Below are 21,868 nucleotides of genomic sequence, written 5' to 3'. Positions count from 1 at the left end.
CCTGAGCACCTGGAATGCACAGAGTAGAGGGCATAGCGATCGCACATGACCGCTATGCCCTAAACGTCGGATACGCCACAACCGCGTGGCGCGAATCCTCAGGCGTCGTCGAGAAGTTCGGCCGTCACCGCCGACTCGGTATCGGGGATACCGAGGTCCTTGGCGCGCCGGTCGGCCATCGACAGCAGGCGCCGGATGCGGCCCGCGACAGCGTCTTTCGTCATCGGCGGCTCGGCGAGCTGACCCAGTTCCTCGAGCGAGGCCTGCCGGTGCTGCACGCGCAGCTTGCCCGCCGCGGCCAGGTGGTCGGGCACGTCGTCGGCGAGGATCTCGAGCGCACGCTCCACCCGGGCGGCCGCCGCGACGGCCGCGCGGGCCGAGCGGCGCAGGTTGGCGTCGTCGAAGTTGGCCAGCCGGTTGGCCGTCGCGCGCACCTCGCGGCGCATGCGGCGCTCCTCCCAGGTGAGCCTGGTGTCCTGGGCGCCCATGCGGGTGAGCAACGCGCCGATCGCCTCGCCGTCACGCACCACCACCCGGTCGGTGCCGCGCACCTCACGGGCCTTGGCGGTGATCCCGAGCCGACGGGCCGCGCCGACCAGCGCCAGCGCCGCCTCCGGGCCAGGGCAGCTCACCTCGAGCGCGGAGGAGCGCCCCGGCTCGGTGAGCGAACCGTGGGCGAGAAAAGCACCGCGCCAGGCGGCTTCGGCGTCACCGATGCTGCCGCCGACCACCTGGGCGGGCAATCCGCGCACCGGCCTGCCGCGCACGTCGAGCAGCCCGGTCTGGCGGGCCAGCGCCTCGCCCTCCTTGGACACCCGGACCACATAGCGGGAGGTCTTGCGTAAGCCACCCGCGCCGAGCACGTGCACATCGGAGCCGTAGCCGTACAACTCGAAGATCTCGCGGCGCAGCCTGCGGGCGATGGACCCCATGTCCACCTCGGCTTCCACGATCACCCGGCCCCCGACGATGTGCAGACCGCCCGCGAATCGCAGCAATGCCGACAATTCCGCCTTGCGTGAGCTTACCTGCGACACCACGAGCCTGCTCAGCTCGTCCTTCACCTCGGCTGTCATCGCCACGAGACGCGCTCCTTTCCCACCGACCCCGAACGCTCATCTGCAACACTGTGCACATCCGTGGCACTGTGCTGTCTCTCGACTCGAAGCCCAGCCAGTTGCGACCGCGGCGACCGAATCAGCTGATCCAGTGCGGCGGCTAGTTTTCCGGGATGATGCCGATCCGTTCCCGGCTCGGCCACATCGCAGAACGTTACCCGTGCGCGCAACTGTTCGGCGGCTCTTGACACATGTTCCCGCTGCCGCCCCTCGGGCACCGACGCCGAGTCGACGAGCACCTCGTCGACCGCGAAACCCGGTGCGTGCTGGGACAATACATGGAGGTGACGCTCGGCGGAAAAGCCGGCCGTCTCCCCCGGCTCCGCGGCCAGATTCAGCACGAGTACCTTACGTGCCCTGGTGCGGACCAGCGCGTCGCGCAGACCGGGGACGAGCACGTGCGGGATCACACTGGTGAACCACGAACCCGGCCCGAGCACAACGACATCCGCGTGTTCGATCGCCGAGACGGCCGCCGGGCTGGCCGGTGGATCCGAGGGAATCAGCCGCACCCGGCGGACCTTACCCGGTGTGGTCGCCACCGCGACCTGACCGCGTACACACCGGCCGACTCGCGGATCCGATTCCAGCCCCGATACTTCCGCCTCGATGTCGAGCGGGATCGGCGACATCGGCAGCACCCGGCCCGTGATGCGCAGCAGCCTGCCCACCTCGTCGAGCGCCGCGACCGGGTCGCCGAGGATGTCGGTGAGCCCGGCGAGCAGCAGGTTGCCGAGCGAGTGCCCGGCGAGCGCGCCGGATCCGCCGAAACGATGCTGCACGGTGGTCGCCCAGATGCCGTCGGCGTCCTCGGCCAGCGCGGCGAGCGCCATCCGCAGGTCACCGGGCGGGAGCATGCCGAGTTCGGCGCGCAGGCGCCCGGATGACCCGCCGTCGTCGGCGACCGTGACCACGGCGGTGATCCGCCTGGTCAGCCTGCGCACGGCGGTGAGTGTCGCGTACAGGCCGTGACCACCGCCCAGCGCGACGACGGCTGGGTCGGCTTCCCATCCACTCATTCGCGCCCCAGGTCCCGATGCACCACGCGCACGACGTCGACCGCCGCGGGGCCGGTGTCGGCACCGATGCGTTCGCCGAGCGCCTCGGCGATCGCGACGCTGCGGTGTTTCCCGCCGGTGCACCCCACTGCCACCGTCATGTATCGCTTCCCCTCTTGCCGGTATCCGGTCGTGGTCAGGTCGACCAGGTGGTGGCAGGTGCGCAGGTAGTCCTGCGCGCCCGGCTGCGACAGCACATAGTCGCTGACCACCGACTCCTGGCCCGTGTGTTCCCGCAACTCGGGAATCCAATGCGGATTCGGCAGGAAACGCACATCCAACACCGTGTCGGCGTCGAGTGGAACACCGTACTTGAAACCGAAGGACTGCACAGTGAGCTGCAGCGCGGCGGGCACGCCCGCGCCGTACACCTCTTCCAGCTTGCGGTGCAGCTGGTGGATCGACAGCTCGGTGGTGTCGATGACGACATCGGCGGCGGCCTTCACGGCCGACAGCCGGACCCGTTCGGCGGTGATGCCCGCCGAGAGGGTGCCGTCGGGGCTGTCGCTCTGCAGCGGATGCCTGCGCCTGGCGAAGCCGAAACGCCGGATCAGCACGTCGTCGGAGGCTTCGAGGAACAGCACACGCGTACGGATGCCCGCCGCACGCAACTGTTCGGTGACACCGGAGAGGTCACCGGTGAAGAACCGGCTCCGCACGTCCATGACCAGCGCGAGCCGCCGGATCGGCGGGTCGGCGGCGGCACCGAGTTCGACCATGCGGCCGATCAGTTCCGGTGGCAGATTGTCGGTGACGTACCAGCCGAGATCCTCCAGGACGCGCGCGGCAGTGCCGCGGCCCGCGCCGGACAAGCCGGTAACGATGACCACTTCTACTGGCTGCTGTGTGTCGGTGACTGTCCCGGCGTTGTCCGGTGCCGCCCCCGCCTTGTTGTTCGATTCGACGCTTGTCATGTCCTACCGGATCCGTTTCTGGGTGCCTTTCGATCATCCCGCACCGGTTCGGGTATCGGGCGCAGACACAACGTACGGCACTCGCAATGTTGCGTCTCGCTGATCGCTACGTGCTGTTGAGTGCCTCGAGTACCGCTTTGGCCGTGGAAACGCCGATTCCGGGCACCGCGGTGATCTCGTCGACCGTCGCGTCCTTGATCCGCGCGACCGAACCGAAATGGGTGACCAGCGCGGCGCGTCGCGTCTCGCCGAGCCCGCGCACCGAGTCGAGTGCCGACGCCGTCATCCGGCGGGAGCGCTTGCTGCGGTGGAAGTTGATGGCGAAGCGGTGCGCCTCGTCGCGCACGCGTTGCAGCAGGAAGAGCGCCTCGCTTGTCCTCGGCATGATGACCGGATCCGGTTCGCCGGGGACCCATACCTCTTCCAGGCGTTTGGCCAGGCCGATCACCGCCACATCGGTTATGCCGAGTTCGTCGAGCACCTCCGCGGCGGCGGCGACCTGCGGTGCGCCGCCGTCGACGACGTAGAGGTTGGGTGGATAGGCGAAGCGGCGCGGTTTGCCGGTCGTCGGATCGATGCCGGGGCGTGAGCCGGGCTCGTCGGTGTCGTCGCCGGCGAGTTCCGCAGGCAGGTCGACGGGCTGCTGGCGTTCGCGCGCCAGCCGGGCGAAGCGGCGACGGGTCACCTCGGCGATGCTGGCGACGTCGTCGGAGCGGCCGCCGCCCGCGGCCTCCTTGATCGCGAAGTGGCGGTACTCGGATTTGCGGGCCAGGCCGTCCTCGAACACCACAAGCGAGGCGACCACGTCGGTGCCCTGCACATGGCTGATATCGACGCATTCGATGCGCAGCGGGGCACTGTCGAGTTCGAGTGCGTCCTGGATGTCTTGCAGCGCTTGCGATCTCGACGTGAGATCGCCCGCGCGCTTGAGCTTGTGCTGGGCCAGCGCCTCACCAGCGTTGCGCTGCACGGTTTCGGCGAGCGCCTTCTTGTCGCCGCGCTGCGGGATGCGCAGCGACACCGCCGAGCCGCGCAGTTTGCTCAACCACGCCTGGATCTCGGGCGCGTCGGCGGGCAGCACCGGGACGAGCACCTCGCGCGGGACGACGTTCGCCGCCTCGGGTTCCACACTCGTGTCGGCCATGGCGGCCTGTTCGCCGTAGAACTGGGTGAGGAACTGTTCGACGAGGGCGGCGAGTTCGGTGCCGGATTCGGCGATGTCGAGCGCGTCGCCGGATTTGTCGACCACCCAGCCGCGCTGGCCACGCACGCGCCCGTCGCGCACGTGGAAGATCTGCACGGCGGCCTCGAGTTCGTCGGTGGCGAAGGCGATCACGTCGGCGTCGGTGCCGGTGCCGAGCACCACCGCCTGCTTCTCGAGCGCCCGGCGCAGTGCCTGCACGTCGTCGCGCAGGCGGGCGGCGGTCTCGAAGTCGAGGTCGTCGGCGGCCTCGTGCATGCGGCGTTCGATGGCGCGGACCATCTTGTCGGTCTTGCCGGACAGGAAGTCGCAGAAGTCGTCGACGATGTGGCGGTGCTCGTCGGCGCTGACCCGGCCGACGCACGGCGCCGAGCACTTATCGATGTAGCCCAGCAGGCAGGGGCGCCCGATCTGGTTGTGCCGCTTGAAGACTCCGTTGGAACAGGTGCGCGCGGGAAACACCCGAAGCAGCAGGTCGAGGGTTTCGCGGATGGCCCAGGCGTGAGCGTAGGGGCCGAAGTAGCGCACGCCCTTCTTGCGGGCGCCCCGGTAGACGAAAAGCCTCGGATATTCCTCGTTGAGGGTCACCGCCAGCACCGGGTACGACTTGTCGTCGCGGTAGCGCACATTGAAGCGCGGATCGAATTCCTTGATCCAGTTGTATTCGAGCTGTAGCGCCTCGACCTCGGTGGACACCACGGTCCACTCCACGCTCGCCGCCGTTGTCACCATCTGCCTGGTGCGCGGATGCAGCGACGCCACGTCGGCGAAGTAGGAGTTCAACCGGCTGCGCAGGCTCTTGGCCTTACCGACATAGATCACCCGCCCGTAGGCGTCCCGGAATTTGTACACACCGGGTTCGACGGGAATCGTGCCCGGCGCCGGCCGGTATGTCGCGGGATCTGCCACGTATCCAGGGTAGCGAGGCCTACCGACAATCCCGCCGCCCGTGCTGGGTGGGACGGCACGGGCGAACCGTCGGGTCCGGCGCCGGAGGCCGGTGTGTAGCGTTGATGGTCGGCTTGCCGCCGGAAAGGACCCCCGATGACCGACGCCCCCGCCCTGCACCCCTACGACGATCTGGACGACGAGGCGACCCCGTCGTGGCTGATGCCCGCCACGGTGCGCGGCGCACGCTTGATCGCCCTGGTCTCGGCGGCGGTCGGCATGGTGCTGATCGTGATCGGCGCCGCACTCGGCAAGCAGAGCCCACTCGGCGTGGTGGTCGGCTACCTCCCGACCTTCGCCCTGGTCCCGCTGGTCGTGCTCTTCGGCCGGGCGGGCGACCGCGTGCGCGTCGCCGCGGTGGCCCTGGCGGCCGTCGGCGCACTCACCTCCTGCACCGGCATCCTCACCGGCCTCCCGCCGGGCGCGGTGGGCATCGTCGCCTCGGGCGCCGTCGCCGCGCTCCTGCTCCGCCCGTCCGCCAAGACCTGGTTCACCCGCGAACGCTGACGCGCGCCGCCGCCACGATCTGTGCGTGGCCGCCGGTCGCACGTTGGCGCGACCGCGAACTCTCGGGCCGCGGGACGGGGCGACCGCGGGGCACCTACTCGGTCGGCGCGGCGATCGGGATGGTCCCGGTGACCGTGTCGATCCCCTATCCCGTCGTGATTCCGTGTAGCGCCAGGGCATCGATCAGGGCGCGCGGCCGGGCGGTGGTCGGGAGCGGTTCGACGAGGGCGAACTGGGCACCCAGGGCGGTGGCACCACCATCGGCTTCGGCGCTGTCGCCGACCATGAGGACACGGTTCGGGTCGACGCCGAGGCGGTCGATCGCGTCCTGGAAGATGCGCGCATCGGGTTTGATGGCGCCGACCTCGTAGGACAGGGTCATCGCGCCGACCATTGTGTCCCAGCCCCGGGTGGCGAACGCGGGCCGGATGTCGAAGGCGATATTGCTCACCACACCCACGGGGATACCTTGGGCGGCAAGGGCTTTCAGCACGGCCCCGGTGTCGGGGTACGGCGTCCAGGCCAGCGGGTCGATGAGCCGCCCGTACAGGTCGGCGGCCTGCGCCTCGGGAACGCCCGAACCGCGCAGCACCTCGAGATAGGCCTGACGGTGCAGGGCGGGATCGAGGTCGCGGTTGTCCCAGGCGTGCTGGCCGGGTGCGTCGAAGGTCATGAACTGTTCGACCGGTGCCGTCATGCGCCGCAGGACCTCGGCCTTGGCCGCCACGTCGAACGGGGTGCCGTCGTCGCCGACGAGGACATCAGCCCAGCTCGGGTCGTCTTCCAACCGGAACACCGTGCCGGAGAAATCGAACAGCACCGCATCGATCGCCATGTCAGCCAGGGTAACGCTGCCGCGCCCGGCCGGAAATCCCTGTGCGCGACGACGGTTCGGGGTTACGCTGCCACGATGACGCCAAGGCGACGGACGTGGATCGGGGCCACGACGGCCGCAGTGCTCACGGTGGGGCTGCTGGCCGGTTGTTCGACAGACGACACCGAGGCGGCGGAGTGCACCAGCCCGCCCAACGGCACCCCGATCACTGCCGCGCCCGCGACCGCGACGGGCCCGACCACCCAGAATCTGAGTACCAACCCCGAGATCGCCTCGGGCTACCGCAGCGACATGTCGCCGGTGGGCACCAGCACCTACGCGGTGTCGACGGCGAACCCCATCGCCACCGAGGCCGCCTGCCGGGTGCTGCGCGCGGGCGGCACCGCCACCGACGCCCTCGTCACCGCCCAGGCGGTGCTCGGGCTGGTGGAACCGCAGGCCTCCGGCATCGGCGGCGGCGCGTTCCTCGTGCACTACGACGCGAAGTCCCGCACGGTCGAGGCCTACGACGGCCGGGAGACCGCACCCGCCGCCGCTACCGAGAACTACCTGCGTTGGGTGAGCGACACCGACCGCACCGAACCGGCGCCGAACACCCGCGCCAGCGGCCGTTCGATCGGGGTGCCCGGTGTGGTGCGGATGCTGGAGCTCGCGCACCGCGAGCACGGCATGACCGCCTGGAAGGAACTGTTCGATCCCGCGATCGGCTTGGCCGACAGCGGTTTCGAGATCAGCCCGCGGCTGGCGGGCCAGATCGCCGAATCGGCCAAGGACCTCGCGACCGACGAGGGCGCGCGCGCCTACTTCCTGGAGCCGGACGGCTCGCCGAAACGCACCGGCACCGTACTCACCAACCCCGCCTACTCGAAAACCCTCTCGGCCCTGGCCACCGACGGCGCCGAGGCCCTCTACAGCGGCCCGATCGCCCAGGACATCGTCGAGGCGGCGGGCAGCACGGCCGGCGGGCGCACACCGAGCCTGCTCACCACCACCGACCTGGCGAACTACGAACCCAAGAAGCGCACCGCGCTGTGCACCGGGTACCGCAAGTACGAACTGTGCGGCATGCCCGCGCCGTCCTCGGGCGGCAGCACCGTGGCGGCCACGATGGGCATCCTCGCCAATTTCGATCTGGCCGCGCTCGGCCCGCAGGACGTGAACCGCAACGGCGGCAAGCCCGATGCGCGTGCCGTGCACCTGATCTCGGAGGCCGAACGCCTCGCCTACGCCGACCGCAACAAGTACGTCGCCGACCCGGATTTCATTCCATTGCCGGGCAATTCGGCGCTGTCGCTGGTCCACCCGCAGTACCTGAAGGAACGCTCCACGCTCATCAATCCGGACCGCAGCATGGGCACCGCCCAGCCGGGCAATCTCGGCCCGGTGCCGCTGGGCAACGGCCCGCAGCCGCCCGAGCACGGCACCAGCCACATCTCGGTGGTCGACAAGTACGGCAACGCGGCCGCGATGACGACCACGGTCGAATCGGCCTTCGGTTCGTTCCATTTCGTCGACGGGTTCCTGCTGAACAACCAGCTCACCGACTTCGCCGCCGACCCGCTCGACCCCGACGGCACCCCCGTCGCCAACCGTCTGCAGCCGGGTAAGCGGCCACGCAGTTCGATGAGCCCGACCCTGGTGTTCGATCGCGACGACCAGGGCAACCGTGGCGAGCTCGCCCTGGTCACCGGCTCCCCCGGCGGCTCGGTGATCATCCAGTTCGTGGTGAAAACCCTTGTCGGAGCGCTCGATTGGGGCCTGGATCCGCAGCAGGCGGTATCCGGGGTGTCCTTCGGGGCGGGCAATTCGCCGAGCACGGGTGTCGGCGGCGAGCATCCGGCGATCGACGCCACGGCCAACGGTGACAACGACCCTCTCGTGCGCAAGCTGCGCGAGATGGGTCATCAGGTGACGGTCGCACCACAGTCCAGCGGCCTGAGCGCGTTGCAGCGCGACGGCAAGGACGGCTGGATCGGTGGCGCCGACCCCCGCCGTGAAGGTGCGGTGCTCGGCGACACCCGCTGACCACCCCGGGACCTCGCACACCGCGAGAACCGCCTCGACCACGCTGTGGTGGCGGCATCGCGCGAATGCGCAACGCCACTACAGCGTGGTGAGCAGGTGTCCAACTCAGACCCGCGGCGCGTGAACTCAGGCGCTGTAGCGGGCGCCGAGTTCACGCAGACGCTCGATGGCGTCGGCGGCGTAGGACTTGTCGTTGGACCGGATTGCCAGCATCGGCACGTAGTCGTCGTCGACGAGTTCGAGCCGCGCCCACGCCTTGCGGTCGGGGAAGGCGGCGCCGCGGATGACGTCCCACGGGTATTCGTGGTAACCGAGGATATTGCGCACGGCCACCCCGCGCGCACCGGCACGCACCCGCGGCCGGGTGAGCAGCAGCACCGCTCCCGCGCCGATGACACCGATCAGGATCATCGCGACCTGATCGGCGACCCGGAAGTTCACCCCGGTGGATCCGGTGCGCAACAGCAACCCGCCCGCGGTGAAGAACGCGAGCACGAGCACCGCGACCACGACGGCGGTCCGGGTCGCGCGCCGAGGACGCACCTCGAGCTCCCAGTCCGCGTGCTGTTCCACCGGCACGGTCACGCCGATCGCAGCGCGCGCAGGGTGAGCGCGGCATCCAGCGCGGCGGCGCAGGCCTGCTCGCCCTTGTCCTCGGCCGAACCGGGCAGCCCGGCACGGTCGCGCGCCTGCTCCTCGGTGTTCGTGGTGAGTACGCCGTTGGTGACCGGGGTCGACTCGTCCAGCGACACACGAGTGAGCCCGGCGGTCACCGCATCGCACACGTACTCGAAATGCGGTGTGCCGCCACGGATCACGACGCCGAGCGCGACAACAGCGTCATGGCTGCGCGCCAATTCCTGTGCGACGACGGGCAATTCCATCGCCCCGGCACAGCGCACGACGGTGACGTGCTCGACCCCGGCCTCCTTCGCGACGCGCTCCGCGTTCGCGACCAGGGTGTCGCAGATCTCGGTGTGCCAGCGCGAGGCCACAATGGCGAGCTTGAGGTCGGTGGCCTTGGCCAGCGCGAATTCCGGTACGCCGGTGCCGCTCATCGTCTGATGCTGCCTTTCGGGAGAGTTACTGCGCGGTTTCGCCGAGATCCAGGTCGTCGAGACCGACCAGGTCGTGGCCCATGCGATCGCGCTTGGTCCGCAGATAATGCAGGTTCTCGGCGTTGGCGCGCAACGGCATCGGCACCCGCTCGGTGATCCGCAGCCCGTACCCGTCGAGACCCACCCGCTTGGCCGGGTTGTTCGTGAGCAGCCGCATCGACCGGATTCCCAGGTCCACCAGGATCTGCGCACCCGTGCCGTAGTCGCGGGCATCGGCGGGCAGGCCCAGGTCGAGGTTGGCGTCGACGGTGTCGCGCCCGGTGTCCTGCAACTGGTAGGCCTGCAGCTTGTGCATCAGACCGATACCACGGCCCTCGTGCCCACGCATGTACAGCACCACGCCGCGGCCCTCGGTGTCGACCATCTCCAGTGCCGCGTCGAGCTGCGGGCCGCAATCGCAGCGCAGCGAACCGAACACATCACCGGTCAGGCACTCCGAGTGCACCCGGACCAGCACGTCCTCGCCGTCGCCGATGTCGCCGCGCACCAGCGCCACATGTTCGGCCTCGTCGAAGATGCTCTGGTAGCCGACGGCCTTGAAATCGCCGTGCGCGGTCGGGATCCTCGCCTCGGCCACGCGCACCACGTGCTTCTCGTGCTTGCGCCGCCAGGCGATCATGTCGGCGATCGAGATCATCGCCAGGTCGTGCTCGTCGGCGAATACCCGCAGCTCGTCGGTGCGGGCCATGTGCCCGTCGTCCTTCTGGCTGACGATCTCGCAGATCACACCCGCCGGCCGCAGCCCGGCCATGCGCGCCAGGTCCACCGCGGCCTCGGTATGGCCGGGCCTGCGCAGCACGCCGCCGTCCTTGGCGCGCAACGGCACCACATGACCCGGCCGCGTGAAATCGTCGGCCTTGGCCTCGGCGCTGGCCAGCAGCCGCATGGTGACGGCGCGGTCGGCACCGGAGATACCGGTGGTGATGCCCTCGCGCGCGTCGACCGACACGGTGTAGGCGGTGCCGTGCTTGTCCTGATTCATCGCGTACGCGGGCGGCAGACCGAGGCGGTCGCAGTCGTCGGCGGTCAACGGCACACAGATGTAGCCGGAGGTGTAGCGGATCATGAACGCGACCAGCTCCGGGGTGGCCTTCTCGGCCGCGAAGATGAGATCGCCCTCGTTCTCACGGTCCTCGTCGTCGATGACGACAACAGCCTTGCCGGCCGCGATATCGGCGATCGCGCGCTCGATGCTGTCCAACCTGGTCACGTCTGCTTGCTCCGTAATTTTGGCGGCCGGGGCCGCGGTGTTTCTCGGCCCTGGGGGCCTCGATCTTCCCTCCCGGCGGGCACTCCTTCGTCGCACCCTCTGGTCAGTCCAGATCGAGGCGGCCGAGAAACTGACAATGACTACTACAGTACGGCGTGCTTCAAGGGCGTCCGGGGGTGCCCGCGCCGGGTGTGTCAGCCTCGCTGTGCCAGGCGCTCCACGTACTTCGCGATGACATCGACCTCGAGGTTCACGGTCGTGCCGACGGGCGCGGTGCCGAGCACGGTCAGCGCGAGGGTGGTGGGGATCAGCGAGACCTCGAACCAGTCGCGGTTGCCGTCGGCGGCGGGTTCGTCGTCGATACCGAGGTTCGACACGGTGAGCGAGACGCCGTCGACGGTGATCGAGCCCTTCTGGACGACATAGCGAGCGATGGCGTCGGGCAGGGAGATGCGGACCACCTCCCAGTTCTCGGAGGGGGTGCGGGCCAGCACGGTGCCGGTCCCGTCGACGTGGCCCTGGACGAGATGTCCACCGAGGCGACTGTTGATCGCGGCGGCGCGTTCGAGGTTCACCCGGGAGCCGGGCACGAGGGCGCCGATGCTCGACCGGTCGAGGGTCTCGGCCATCACGTCGACGGTGAAGCTGTCGCCGTCGATCACATCGACGACGGTGAGACACACGCCGTTCACCGCGATCGAATCGCCGTGTCCGGCATCGGAAGTCACCAGCTTGCCGCGGATCGTCAACCGGGCGGCGTCGGCCAGCTGCTCGGTGGCCACGACCTCGCCGAGTTCCTCGACGATCCCTGTGAACATGTCTGACTCCCTTGTCGCGTCATCCGTACCCGTTGGGCCCAACAGCGGGTAGACGACCACTATTCCCGCTCGGCGCACAGCCTAGTGGCGGCACAGGTGAGGGCGGAATCCGACCGCGCGCTGAGCGGGAGGCCGCAAAACCCGCACAGCGCCGGAAAATCACGGGAAAAGAATCCGGACATAAAGAATCACCGCCGAAAGAGAATGCGGCGGCAATCCTTCGTTCGATTTTCTCCGTGTGCCGGTGCAATAAATTTTCCGGCCACGACCACGCCGTTTTGTACCCCGAGCGCCGAAAGAAGAAACACGGAGATCCACGGACTTGCCACGCCCTGGCCACTGACGCAATATTGTTACGTCAACGATTCCCGACGTTCAACGATGCGATACCGGGAGACAACACTGTGAGCTACCCACTGCTCGATTCCACGCTGGAAAGTCGCTGCGTCCATTACCGGCGGGAACTACACCTGCCCGCGACGGTCGACCCGGACTCCCGGCGCATCCTCCTGCAGATCGGCACCCACTACGGTGCGGTGACCATGCCGGGTGACCTGGGTGAGCGGGTACAGGCGCAGTTGCGTGCCGACGGTATCGCCGGACCGGTCGTCGACCATCCGCGCGCCCATTGCTGGACCTTCCTCACCGGGCCCTGCCACCTCGACACCCTCACGCCGACAGCCGAAGCCGAACTGTTCCGCCTCTACGCGAGCGTCGCCTGCGCGGGCAGCCACATCGTGCTGCCCTCGCCCGACGACGAACGCACCGGCTACCGCACCTGGGTGCGCGCACCGGAGGCGGCCGACAACCGGCCACCGCTCGAGGCCGTGATCGAGACAGCGCGGGCGCTGGGCAGCCACGCCCTGCACCCGCACTGACCGAACCGGGTTACGGCAACCAGGCGGCGGTTGCCAGACTGCGCAGATTCTGGACGGCCGCACCGGGGTCGGCGGTGTTGTAGACCGCCGACCCGGCCACGAAACAATCGATGCCCGCCGCGGCGGCCTGCTCGATGGTGTCGGTATTGATTCCACCGTCGATTTCGACGATGAGCTGCAATTCGCCCGCGTCCACGAGATTGCGCACGATGCGCGCCTTCTCCAGGACCTCCGGAATGAACGACTGACCGCCGAAACCGGGCTCCACGCTCATCACGAGCAGGGTGTCGAATTCGCGCAGAATTTCCAGGTACGGCTCGATCGGCGTGTTCGGCTTCACCGACAGTCCAGCCTTGGCGCCCGCCGCGCGGATATCGCGGGCGACGGCGATCGGATCGTCGGTGGCTTCGGCGTGGAAGGTGACGTTGTAGGCGCCCGCTTCGGCGTAGCCGGGCGCCCAGCGGCCCGGGTCCTCGATCATCAGGTGGCAGTCGAACGGGATGTCGGTGGCCTTCAGCAGGCTCTGCACCACTGGAAGACCGAGTGTGAGGTTCGGCACGAAGTGGGCGTCCATCACGTCCACGTGCAGCCAGTCGGAACCTTCGACAGCGGCGGCCTCGGCGGCCAGGTTCGCGAAGTCCGCGGACAGGATGGACGGGGCGATCATCGGCTCGGCCGGGCGGTGGAACGTCGGTGTGGACACAGCGCGCAAGTGTAGCGACCGCGTGGTGATCGGCGGCCGGTTGTGGGTAGCCTACAGAGCGTGACCAACATTTCGGCGGAACAAGAGCTGTTCAGCGATCCGGTGCAGATCCGCGTGGCAGCGTCGGTGACCCAGCTGCCGATCCTGCGTGGATTGGCCGAAACACTGGTCCTGCTCAGCGATTTCACCCTCGACGAGGTGGCCGACGTGCGCCTGGCGGTCGACGAGGTGTGCTCCACGCTCATCGCGATCGCCGCGCCCGGCTCGCAGCTCACCTGTGAGTTCGTCGTCGGTGACACCGAACTCGTCGTGCGGGTGGAGGGTGTCGCGGCCGCGGAGGGGTTGCCCGACCAGCGCAGCTTCGGCTGGCATGTCCTGCGCACGCTGAGCGACGAGGTGAACGCCGACCAGCAAGGATTCGACGCCGCCCGGTCCGGGTATCCGACGAGTGTCCGTATCCGTCGGGTCCGGGGGAAGGCGTAGTGCACGGCGACACCAACGAAGAGCACAAGCCCGATCCGGAAATTCTCGAACAGCCCGCCGAAGCCGTGCTCGACGAGCCGGTCATCGAGGAGCAGGTCGTCGAGGAGCAGTTGAGCGAGCCCGCGCCCGCGGCCCCCTCCGGGTACGACGATGTGAGCGCGCTGTTCGAACGGCTCGCGGCGACCGAACCCGGCAGCGTCGCGCACGCCGTGGCCCGGGACGCGCTGATCAACCGCTGCATCCCGCTGGCCGACCACATCGCCCGCAAGTTCAGCGGCCGTGGTGAGCCGTTCGACGATCTGTCGCAGGTGGCGCGGGTCGGTCTGGTGCACGCGGTCGACCGGTTCGATCTGAGCCGTGGCTCGAACTTCCTGTCGTTCGCGGTGCCGACGATCATGGGTGAGGTGCGGCGGTACTTCCGCGACAACACCTGGGCCATGCGAGTGCCGCGGCGGGTGAAGGAAACCCATCTGCGCATCGGTGCGGCCGTGGATCAGCTCTCGCAGCGGTTGGGTCGCTCGCCGACGGCCAAGGAGATCGCGGCCGAACTCGATGTCGACCCCGACGAGGTGACCCAGGCGGTGATCGCGGGCAACGCCTACCAGCCCACCTCGATCGACGCCGCCTCGGTCGGTCGCGACAGCGACGCCTCGCTGCTCGACACCCTGGGCGAGGAGGAGTCGCAGTTCGACCGGGTCGAGGAGTACATCGCGGTGCGCCCGCTGCTGGCGGGCCTGCCCGAGCGGGAGCGGCGGATCCTCACGATGCGGTTCTTCGAGTCGATGACCCAGACCCAGATCGCGAACCAGCTCGGCATCTCGCAGATGCACGTCTCGCGTATCCTCGCGAAAACCCTTGCGCGCCTGCGTGATCTGTCCGAGCGGGACTGAGTCCGCCGCGGGGACAACGGTGTCCCCCTACGCGCGTTCGCGCCGCAGTTTCGCAGGTGCGCGCAACCACCACGCGCTGTCGATCAGCTCGGCGAGCTGTTGCCGGTCGACCACTTCCAGATCGATGAGTACATACGGGTGCCCGTCGTAGTGCGGCGTCGTATAGAACGCCGGATCCCCCGAGGCGAGTAGCGCCTCCTTCTCGGACGGCTCGCACAAGAGCACCAGCCCGCCCTCGGCCTCCGACCGCAGCCGCGCGAAACTCTTCCCGCCGACCGACAGCCCCGGACTGCGCCACCACGTCCCCTCCGCCACCCCCGGCAGAGCGGTCGCGATCGCCACCACCTGTTCCCACGTCATCGCCATACGCGAATTCTCCCCCGCGAGACACGCCACGCCTTGGACGAATGTCACCGCTCGCTGTCGAGTCGCGGTCGGTCCGAATCGGGCACACGCCACCTGTCACACAGCCACGGCCTGCCGCGATCTCCTTCGGCGACACACCTGAGACGTAGGTTGCGAAACGCGGTGGGCGCGTCCACTCCTTCGCGCCGTCACCCGAGCGAGCATCAACGCCCAGGTTGTGCGACCCGGACTCGAACACCGGCGGCCCCAGCACGTGGCGGGCGAGCCGCCCGGCGGATGCTGTGGCGGTGCGGTCGACTCGGATCGGATCGCACCGCCGCAGCGCGTGATCGGGCCTACTTCTTGCGCAAGGCCGACAGGAACATCGCGTCGGTGCCGTGGCGGTGGGGCCAGAGTTGGGCCGAGGGGCCTTCGCCGAGGTCGGTGACGCCGGGGAGCAGCTCGCGGGTGTCGAGTTGTTCGGCGCCGGTGCGGCGGACGAAATCGGCGACCACCGCGACGGTTTCGGACAGGTGCGGGGAGCAGGTGGAGTACACGACCACGCCGCCGGGGCGCAGGAGATCCCATGCGGCGGTGAGGAGTTCGCGCTGCAGGGTCACCAGTTCCGGGACGTCGGCGGGGGTGCGGCGCCAGCGGGACTCGGGGCGGCGGCGCAGTGCGCCCAGGCCCGTGCATGGGGCGTCGACCAGGATGCGGTCGTAGCCGGGTTCCAGACCGGTGTCGCGGCCGTCCTTCACGTGCACCGTGACGGGCAGGTCGCGGGTGGACTTGCGGACCAGTTCGGCGCGGTGCTCCGACGGTTCCACCGCATCGACGGTGAACAGATCGATCGCGGCGAGCGCTCCGAGCAGCGCCGCCTTCCCGCCGGGTCCGGCGCACAGGTCGAGCCAGCGGCCCTGATCGGGACCCTCGAGGGGCGCCCGGCTCAGCGCCAGCGCGACGAGCTGAGAACCTTCGTCCTGCACCGCGGCGATGCCCTCGCGCACCGGTTCGAGCTGACCGGGATCGCCGCCGTCGAGGTACACCGCGTACGGCGACCAGCGACCTTCCTCGCCGCCGGTGACCAACGCCAATTCCTCGGACGTGATCTCACCGGGACGCGCGACCAGGTGCACCACCGGACGTTCGTCGTCGGCGGCCAGCAGGTCGGACAGTTCACCCGCCTGCGCACCGAGGGCGTCGGCGAAGGACTGGGCGATCCAGGTGGGATGGGCGAATTCGAAGGCGAGCTTGCCGACCGGATCGGCCGGTGCCAGCTCCGCGATCCACTGGTCGGCGGTCTTCTCCCCCGCCCGGCGCAGCACCGCGTTCACGAAACCGGCACGGCCCTGGCCGAATTCGGCACGGGCCAGATCGACGGAGGTGTCGACAGCGGCATGCGCGCCGGTCCGCGTGCGCAGCAGCTGGTAGACGCCGAGGCGGAGGATGTCGAGGATCGGCCCGTCGATCTCACCGACCGGACGACCCGCGCACGCCGCGATCACGGCATCGAGCTGCCCCTGCGACCGGCACGCTCCATAGGTGAGCTCGGTCGCGAACGCGGCATCACGCCCGCTGACCTTGCGCTCCCGCAACAACTTCGGCAGTACGAGGTTGGCGTAGGCGTCACGTTCACGCACGGCCCGCAGCACGTCGAGGGCCACCTCCCGCGCCACATCCACCGGCTCACCCCGCCGCTTGCGCGGACTCGGCACACTCGGATCCGGCCGATCGGCCCGCTGCCGTTCGCTCCGCTGCCCGGCCGGCTTACCACCACCCTGGCGTGCGCTACCGGAACGACCGCTGTCACCGGTACGGTCACTCCGCTTCCCGCCGCGCGAGTCCCGCGAATCGCTGTCGCGTCCCGAACGGCCGCCCGGTTCGGCCGACCGCCCACCCCGAGATTCGCCGTCGCGTCCGAAACGGCCGCCGTCTCCCCCTCGATCGGTCGGCTGCCCGCCGCGCACGCCCCGCGAATCCCCTTCGCGCACACCGCCGGAACGGCCGGAATCGTCGGATCGTCCAGGGCCACCGCTTCCGCGCGAATTGCCCTGGCGTTCAGCCCTTTCCGATGAAGCACGCCGTTCCGTGCCGCCGTCCGCACGCCTGCCGGATCGCTCAGCTGCGCCGTCGGAGCGACCGAAGTCCCCACCGCGCGGCCGATCACTGGCACCGCGATCACCCGCATCGCGATTGCCCCGCGAGGTGCCGGGCCGATCGGCCGGGTCATACCCGCGGGCGGCGCCGGAGCGGTCGTCCGCGTCGCGTCCGCGACCGGCAGCCGGGCGCCGGGTGTCGTCGGTGCGCGCAGGACCGCGACGGTCGTAGTCCCATCCTCGCGACTCGCCGTCGCCACGACGCGGGCGACGGTCGTCCTCGGCGCGGGGGGCCTTGTTGTCGCGACCCTTGGCGGCGCGGGCGGCCCAGCCGCCGTCGACGTTCTTGCCCGTGATCTTGCGGTCGTCGCGGGGTGCGGCGCCGCTGCGCTGGTCGGCTTCGCGCCGACGCCTGCGGTCGGACGCACTCATCCGATCACCGTGCCCGGTGCGAGACGGGCGCCGCGCGCCCAGTCGAGGGCGTTCATCATCTTCTTGCCGGGTGGTTGGACCTGGCCGAGGCGGACCGCGGTGGTCGACGTGCCGACGAAGACGCCGGATTTGCGCACCTCGATCTCGCTTTCGGGCAAGGTTTCCTCCACCAGCTCCACCGGGCCGAGTTTGAGGCGCAGCCCGTTCACCTCGGTCCACGCGCCGGGCGCCGGGGTGACGGCGCGGATGTGGCGGTGGATCGCCAGGGCGGGCTCGTCGAACCGGATACGGCTCGCTTCGACGGTCACCTTCGGGGCGTAGGACACGCCGTCGTTGGATTGCGGAATCGCTTGCAGCGTCCCGTCTTCGACACCGACCATGGTCTTCTCGAGCAGCACCGCGCCCGCCTCGGCGAGCCGCGCGAGCAGCTCACCCGAGGTGTCGGTGTGGCCGATCTTCTCGGTCATCACGCCGTAGACGGGTCCGGTGTCGAGCCCTGCCTCGATCTGGAAGGTGCTTGCTCCGGTTATCTCGTCACCGGCGAGGATGGCGGCCTGTACCGGCGCCGCGCCGCGCCACGCCGGCAGCAGCGAGAAGTGCAGGTTGATCCAGCCGTGCGCGGGAATGTCGAGGATCTGCTGGGGCAGCAGGGCACCATAGGCCACCACCGGGCAGCAGTCCGGCGCGAGCTCGGTGAGCGCCTCGACGAACTCCGGATCCGAAGGCTTGCGTGGGGTGAGCACCGGGATGCCGTGCTCGTCGGCCAGCAGGCCGACCGGTGAGCGCATGATCTTGCGCCCGCGACCGGCGACCGCGTCGGGCCGGGTGACCACCGCGACCACCTCGTGGCGTTCGCTGTCGAGCAGCCGCCGCAGCGAGGGAACAGCAGGTTCGGGGGTACCCGCGAAGACGAGACGCATCAGCGGCCACCGCCGACACCGCTGGATTCGCGCACGGTGACACCGGCACGGAACCAATCGGATTCGCGGATGGTTCGCATCGCTTCTTTGCGGTCGGCCTGCTCGAGCCGGTTCACGAACAGCACGCCGTCGAGGTGGTCGTGCTCGTGCTGCACGCACCGCGCCAGCAGCCCGTCGGCGTCGAATTCGACCAGCGCGCCGGTCTTGTCGACGCCGGTGACGCGCACCCGCAGCGCCCGGCGCACGTCGTAGCGCACGCCGGGGATCGACAGGCAGCCTTCCGGCCCGACCTGCTCGTCCTCACCGATCGCGGTCCACTCCGGGTTCACCACGTGCCCGGCGGCGTCGCCGGTGTCGTAGACGAACACCCGCAGCCCCACGCCGATCTGCGGCGCCGCCATCCCGACGCCGCCGTCGTCGTGCATGGTCTCGGTGAGATCGGTGACGAGCTGCGCGAGCTCGGCACCGAACTCGGTGACCTCGTCGGCACGCGAGCGCAGGATGGGATCGCCGAACAGGCGAACGGGCTGAATGGTCACGGCGGCTCCCGGCTGGACGATGTGCGGTCGTCCCATTCTAGAGACCCGCCGGGGTGGTTCCGACCGGCGCGGCCGTCAGGAGTTGCCGGCGATGATGACCTGCGGGATGCCCGTCCCCAGCGGCACCGGCGTACAGACGGGCGCGGGCCGGGCCGGGTCGAGCACCCGTAGCAGCAGTTGCTGCACGAACGGGTCGTAGACGAGGTTGAAATGCCCGGTCAGGTCGTCGGGGCACAGGTCCTGCAGGACGAGGTTCTCCGCGCCCGGACCGCGCAGGGCGATGTTCTCGAACGGCTGGATCATCTCGTCGACTCGACTGCCGACAGTGACGTAACGGACACCGGGCACGGTGTCGCCGCCCGCGTTCAGTTCGACCATGATCGGCTCGCCCTGCGCCTGCTGGACGGCGGCGGTCGAGGTCACCTTCGCGTACACATCCATCATGCCGGGCACCGCCTGGCCGACCGGTACGAGGCCGTACATGACGCCGCCGTAGCTCGGGGAGGCGAGCCCAACCCAGGTGTTCACCACGTCGGCGCCGCCGAGCTTGTTGACGTAGTACCGGCTGACATTGGCCCCCTGCGAGAAGCCGACGAGATCGACCTCGGCCGCCCCGGTCGCGGTGCGCACCTGCTCGACGAAGGCGGCGAGCTGGGCGAAGCTGACGCGCATGTCCTCGGTGCCGTAGGTGTCGGCGCCGGGCGCACCGCCGTAGTTCAGCGCGAACACGCAGAAGCCGGCCGCCACGAGTTGCGGGCCGATACCCGACCAGTCGGAGTAGGCACTCGAGTCGGTACCGTGGACGAGCACGACCGGGCGCGGGTGCTCGCCACTCGGCGTACAGCCGAAGTTGTTGACGCCCAGGGGAACCGCGTCGGGATGGTCACTGATGTAGCGGGCGGCGGCCAGGTGGTCGAACTGTGCCGGACCCGGTTGAGTCGGGACGATTGCCGGGCGGTAGCCCGGCGGTTCGGCGGTGGCGACCGGGGCGAGTGCCGCCCCGATCACCGCCGCGCAGGCGAGCGCCGTGCGCGACACCGCCCTTCCCCATTGTGATGATCCCCAACCCCACAGACCTCGCGGTTGTTCCATACCCCAATGATTTACTCCATTGCCTGGGCAAAAGCACCTCGAAAGGGGGGTTCACGCCGCCCTCATTTATCGGGGGTTGCGTCACCGGTCGCGGCGATGTCGTCCTCGGCGAGGATCCGGTACAGCGCCCGGCGGGTCTCGGTGAGCACCTCGGCCGCGCGCGCGGCTTGCTCCGGGGTGCCGACCTGGGCGACCTGACCGACCGCACCCATCACCTGGCCGACGAGGCCACGCAGATCGAGTGCCTGGGTGCCGACATCCTGCCGGACCTCGGCCCAGGGGTCGCCGAGCTCGTCGCGCTCGGTCTCGACATAGGCCTTGCCCGCCTCGGTGAGTTGCGCGGTTTTACGACCGGCCACCTTCTCGATGAGGACCAGCCCCTCGTCCTCGAGCTGGGCCAATGCCGGGTAGATGGAACCCGGGCTCGGACGCCAGATGTCGTCGCTGCGCTCGCGGATCTGCTGGATCAGTTCGTAGCCGTGCATGGGTCGTTCGGCGAGCAGCAACAGGACCGCGGCGCGGACGTCACCGCGCCTGCCCCGGCCGCCGCGACCACGTCCCCGGCCGAAGCCAGGTCCGAAACCGGGACCGAAGCCCGGGCCGAAGCCGGGTCCGAATTCCGGGCCGTGACCGTGGCGGCCACCGCGCCGGAAGTGCCTGCGGTCGGGCCCGAATTCCGGGTGCCCCTGACCGCGTCCTCGCTCGAAGTGTCCGAATTCTCTTTGTCGATCGTCGTGCATAACAGCCTCCTCGGCATGTCCGTTTCCATTTGCCGTTATCGACGATATATCGGCAATGCATCTAGCGCAAGGGTGTTCTCGCTGTGCGCCGCCTCACGGCAGCACCGGATCACCCCTCCCCGCGAATGCGGTGGGGTTGCGGAAGATGAGCGAACTACTCGGCGGCCACCGCGACCGGCTCGCTCACCGCGGTCGAGGGCGAGCGTCGGCGGTCGTTGCTGATGGCGGTGATCGTGGCGGTCCCGAGTTTGCCCCGGCGGTCGTAGAGGACGGCACTGCTCACCGAAACGCCCGCATGGGAGGTGTGGTCGAGGGCTTGCAGACCGACCTCCACGCCCTCGGGAAGGCGCGAGAGACTGAGGGTCATGTCGGCGTTGATGTAGCCGACGCCGTGCGAACCCCAGTGGCAGACGAGGTTGGTGAGGTCGCCGCTGGCGGCGGCGCGCTGGAAGGGCGAGAACGGCTGACCCGCGACGAGGTTCGGCAAGTTGTTCCAGGTGACCTTGCGTTCCGCGTCGCGGGCGGTGCGGAAGTCGGTGAGCCATTCGCCCGCACCGGATTTGAACAGCGGTGCGGCGCCGCCCGGCTCGTCGATGCGCTGCTCGGGGACGGGTAGTTCCAGATCGGGCTGCCAGACGGTGCCGGGCGGGTCGTCGGTGGCCGCGAGGAAGGTGACGGTGGCACGGGAGCGCGTCTGGCCCTGCTGCACGAGCCGGACGTCGGCGACCTTGATGCGGTTGCCGTCGCGCACCACTTCGCTGCGCAGCGAGATCGGGTCGGTCGTCACCTGCTGGAACAGGTCGACGGTGAACCTGGCCGGCACGAAACCTTCGCCGGGACTGTGCTTCTCGGCCTCTACGGCGAGCAGACCGCACACCGCGACACCGTGCAGCTGATTGGGCGACCAGCGGCTGATCGCCACTTCCGTCGGCACGAACTCACCGTCAGACATCCTGAAGAACTCCACCACGGTCCTCTCCGCAGGCCCGCCGCACGTC

At 69.4% G+C, this 21,868-nt stretch carries 22 protein-coding genes; 5 read left to right on the top strand and 17 right to left on the bottom strand.

The features are described from left to right. Positions 1-98 precede the first annotated feature (98 nt). From whiA to uvrC, 4 genes are all read right to left on the bottom strand, one after another. A complete protein-coding gene (whiA, locus tag AB0F86_RS03295) occupies positions 99-1,082 on the bottom strand; it encodes a DNA-binding protein WhiA (RefSeq protein WP_067493655.1) in 984 nt (327 codons plus the stop codon). Beyond that, positions 1,073-2,137 carry a uridine diphosphate-N-acetylglucosamine-binding protein YvcK gene (gene yvcK, locus AB0F86_RS03290; RefSeq protein WP_225280675.1) on the bottom strand — a complete coding sequence of 355 codons (1,065 nt, stop codon included), beginning with the start codon at positions 2,135-2,137 and terminating at the stop codon, positions 1,073-1,075. The genes whiA and yvcK overlap by 10 nt, the downstream gene beginning before the upstream one ends. Further along, a complete protein-coding gene (gene rapZ / locus AB0F86_RS03285; RefSeq protein WP_084456406.1) occupies positions 2,134-3,090 on the bottom strand; it encodes an RNase adapter RapZ in 957 nt (318 codons plus the stop codon). The genes yvcK and rapZ overlap by 4 nt, the downstream gene beginning before the upstream one ends. A gap of 106 nt (positions 3,091-3,196) precedes the next feature. Next, complete coding sequence (uvrC, locus tag AB0F86_RS03280) at positions 3,197-5,200, bottom strand: excinuclease ABC subunit UvrC (protein ID WP_356984249.1); 2,004 nt, start codon at positions 5,198-5,200, stop codon at positions 3,197-3,199. A gap of 135 nt (positions 5,201-5,335) precedes the next feature. Between uvrC and AB0F86_RS03275 the strand changes: the two genes are divergently transcribed. Next, positions 5,336-5,746, top strand: a complete 411-nt coding sequence (locus AB0F86_RS03275) for a hypothetical protein (protein WP_356984248.1) — start codon at positions 5,336-5,338, stop codon at positions 5,744-5,746. A 145-nt stretch (positions 5,747-5,891) separates the two neighbouring features. Here AB0F86_RS03275 and AB0F86_RS03270 read toward each other — a convergent pair whose 3' ends face one another. Then, positions 5,892-6,581, bottom strand: coding sequence for an HAD-IA family hydrolase (locus tag AB0F86_RS03270; RefSeq protein ID WP_356984247.1), 690 nt, complete (start codon positions 6,579-6,581; stop codon positions 5,892-5,894). A 75-nt stretch (positions 6,582-6,656) separates the two neighbouring features. Between AB0F86_RS03270 and AB0F86_RS03265 the strand changes: the two genes are divergently transcribed. Further along, positions 6,657-8,606, top strand: a complete 1,950-nt coding sequence (locus tag AB0F86_RS03265) for a gamma-glutamyltransferase family protein (RefSeq protein WP_356984245.1) — start codon at positions 6,657-6,659, stop codon at positions 8,604-8,606. Between the two features lie 126 nt (positions 8,607-8,732). Here AB0F86_RS03265 and AB0F86_RS03260 read toward each other — a convergent pair whose 3' ends face one another. The 4 genes from AB0F86_RS03260 to AB0F86_RS03245 form a co-directional block, all read right to left on the bottom strand. Beyond that, positions 8,733-9,191 (bottom strand): PH domain-containing protein, encoded by a 459-nt coding sequence (locus AB0F86_RS03260; protein WP_225280670.1) that lies wholly within the window; start codon positions 9,189-9,191, stop codon positions 8,733-8,735. After that, on the bottom strand, positions 9,188-9,664 hold the full coding sequence (gene ribH / locus AB0F86_RS03255; RefSeq protein ID WP_225280669.1) for a 6,7-dimethyl-8-ribityllumazine synthase: 477 nt from the start codon (positions 9,662-9,664) through the stop codon (positions 9,188-9,190). The genes AB0F86_RS03260 and ribH overlap by 4 nt, the downstream gene beginning before the upstream one ends. A gap of 25 nt (positions 9,665-9,689) precedes the next feature. Beyond that, complete coding sequence (locus AB0F86_RS03250) at positions 9,690-10,934, bottom strand: bifunctional 3,4-dihydroxy-2-butanone-4-phosphate synthase/GTP cyclohydrolase II (protein WP_067493641.1); 1,245 nt, start codon at positions 10,932-10,934, stop codon at positions 9,690-9,692. A gap of 194 nt (positions 10,935-11,128) precedes the next feature. Continuing rightward, complete coding sequence (locus AB0F86_RS03245) at positions 11,129-11,752, bottom strand: riboflavin synthase (protein ID WP_356984242.1); 624 nt, start codon at positions 11,750-11,752, stop codon at positions 11,129-11,131. Positions 11,753-12,156: 404 nt separating this feature from the next. Here AB0F86_RS03245 and AB0F86_RS03240 point away from each other — a divergent pair, with 404 nt between their 5' ends. Beyond that, positions 12,157-12,630 carry a hypothetical protein gene (locus AB0F86_RS03240; RefSeq protein ID WP_225280667.1) on the top strand — a complete coding sequence of 158 codons (474 nt, stop codon included), beginning with the start codon at positions 12,157-12,159 and terminating at the stop codon, positions 12,628-12,630. 10 nt (positions 12,631-12,640) lie between these two features. On the opposite strand, the gene rpe is transcribed toward AB0F86_RS03240, so the two are convergent. Beyond that, positions 12,641-13,297 carry a ribulose-phosphate 3-epimerase gene (gene rpe, locus AB0F86_RS03235; RefSeq protein WP_225280833.1) on the bottom strand — a complete coding sequence of 219 codons (657 nt, stop codon included), beginning with the start codon at positions 13,295-13,297 and terminating at the stop codon, positions 12,641-12,643. Between the two features lie 96 nt (positions 13,298-13,393). On the opposite strand from rpe, the gene AB0F86_RS03230 reads away from it, so the two are divergent. After that, on the top strand, positions 13,394-13,816 hold the full coding sequence (locus tag AB0F86_RS03230; RefSeq protein ID WP_067493638.1) for an anti-sigma factor: 423 nt from the start codon (positions 13,394-13,396) through the stop codon (positions 13,814-13,816). After that, complete coding sequence (locus tag AB0F86_RS03225) at positions 13,816-14,706, top strand: RNA polymerase sigma factor SigF (RefSeq protein WP_225280666.1); 891 nt, start codon at positions 13,816-13,818, stop codon at positions 14,704-14,706. The genes AB0F86_RS03230 and AB0F86_RS03225 overlap by 1 nt, the downstream gene beginning before the upstream one ends. Positions 14,707-14,733: 27 nt before the next feature. On the opposite strand, the gene AB0F86_RS03220 is transcribed toward AB0F86_RS03225, so the two are convergent. The 7 genes from AB0F86_RS03220 to AB0F86_RS03190 form a co-directional block, all read right to left on the bottom strand. Then, positions 14,734-15,072 (bottom strand): MmcQ/YjbR family DNA-binding protein, encoded by a 339-nt coding sequence (locus AB0F86_RS03220; RefSeq protein WP_225280665.1) that lies wholly within the window; start codon positions 15,070-15,072, stop codon positions 14,734-14,736. Between the two features lie 335 nt (positions 15,073-15,407). Next, positions 15,408-16,766, bottom strand: a complete 1,359-nt coding sequence (locus AB0F86_RS03215; RefSeq protein ID WP_356984407.1) for a transcription antitermination factor NusB — start codon at positions 16,764-16,766, stop codon at positions 15,408-15,410. 809 nt (positions 16,767-17,575) lie between these two features. Then, on the bottom strand, positions 17,576-18,499 hold the full coding sequence (gene fmt, locus AB0F86_RS03210) for a methionyl-tRNA formyltransferase (protein ID WP_356984239.1): 924 nt from the start codon (positions 18,497-18,499) through the stop codon (positions 17,576-17,578). Further along, on the bottom strand, positions 18,499-19,038 hold the full coding sequence (def, locus tag AB0F86_RS03205) for a peptide deformylase (RefSeq protein WP_356984237.1): 540 nt from the start codon (positions 19,036-19,038) through the stop codon (positions 18,499-18,501). The genes fmt and def overlap by 1 nt, the downstream gene beginning before the upstream one ends. 75 nt (positions 19,039-19,113) lie before the next feature. Next, the gene (locus AB0F86_RS03200; protein WP_356984406.1) at positions 19,114-20,046 is read right to left on the bottom strand and encodes an alpha/beta fold hydrolase; all 933 of its coding nucleotides are present in this window, start codon (positions 20,044-20,046) and stop codon (positions 19,114-19,116) included. A gap of 146 nt (positions 20,047-20,192) precedes the next feature. Further along, positions 20,193-20,870 carry a PadR family transcriptional regulator gene (locus AB0F86_RS03195; protein ID WP_356984235.1) on the bottom strand — a complete coding sequence of 226 codons (678 nt, stop codon included), beginning with the start codon at positions 20,868-20,870 and terminating at the stop codon, positions 20,193-20,195. 154 nt (positions 20,871-21,024) lie between these two features. After that, positions 21,025-21,822: a thioesterase family protein gene (locus tag AB0F86_RS03190; protein WP_356984233.1), complete on the bottom strand. Its 798-nt coding sequence runs from the start codon at positions 21,820-21,822 to the stop codon at positions 21,025-21,027. Positions 21,823-21,868 lie beyond the last annotated feature (46 nt).

The organism is Nocardia sp. NPDC023733 (assembly GCF_040639775.1).
GTDB classification, from domain to species: Bacteria; Actinomycetota; Actinomycetes; order Mycobacteriales; family Mycobacteriaceae; genus Nocardia; species Nocardia rosealba.
The sequence above is the reverse complement of the archived record's forward strand: the minus strand, read 5'-3'. Positions and strand labels throughout refer to the sequence as shown.

What these genes read in the sequence shown, in the direction of transcription:
- yvcK (WP_225280675.1), bottom strand. Translation starts at nt 2,137, where the DNA reads ATGAGTGGATGGGAAGCCGACCCAGCCGTCGTCGCGCTGGGCGGTGGT.
- rapZ (WP_084456406.1), bottom strand. Translation starts at nt 3,090, where the DNA reads ATGACAAGCGTCGAATCGAACAACAAGGCGGGGGCGGCACCGGACAAC.
- AB0F86_RS03275 (WP_356984248.1), top strand. Translation starts at nt 5,336, where the DNA reads ATGACCGACGCCCCCGCCCTGCACCCCTACGACGATCTGGACGACGAG.
- AB0F86_RS03270 (WP_356984247.1), bottom strand. Translation starts at nt 6,581, where the DNA reads ATGGCGATCGATGCGGTGCTGTTCGATTTCTCCGGCACGGTGTTCCGG.
- AB0F86_RS03265 (WP_356984245.1), top strand. Translation starts at nt 6,657, where the DNA reads ATGACGCCAAGGCGACGGACGTGGATCGGGGCCACGACGGCCGCAGTG.
- ribH (WP_225280669.1), bottom strand. Translation starts at nt 9,664, where the DNA reads ATGAGCGGCACCGGCGTACCGGAATTCGCGCTGGCCAAGGCCACCGAC.
- AB0F86_RS03245 (WP_356984242.1), bottom strand. Translation starts at nt 11,752, where the DNA reads ATGTTCACAGGGATCGTCGAGGAACTCGGCGAGGTCGTGGCCACCGAG.
- rpe (WP_225280833.1), bottom strand. Translation starts at nt 13,297, where the DNA reads ATGATCGCCCCGTCCATCCTGTCCGCGGACTTCGCGAACCTGGCCGCC.
- AB0F86_RS03220 (WP_225280665.1), bottom strand. Translation starts at nt 15,072, where the DNA reads ATGGCGATGACGTGGGAACAGGTGGTGGCGATCGCGACCGCTCTGCCG.
- fmt (WP_356984239.1), bottom strand. Translation starts at nt 18,499, where the DNA reads ATGCGTCTCGTCTTCGCGGGTACCCCCGAACCTGCTGTTCCCTCGCTG.
- AB0F86_RS03195 (WP_356984235.1), bottom strand. Translation starts at nt 20,870, where the DNA reads ATGCACGACGATCGACAAAGAGAATTCGGACACTTCGAGCGAGGACGC.
- AB0F86_RS03190 (WP_356984233.1), bottom strand. Translation starts at nt 21,822, where the DNA reads ATGTCTGACGGTGAGTTCGTGCCGACGGAAGTGGCGATCAGCCGCTGG.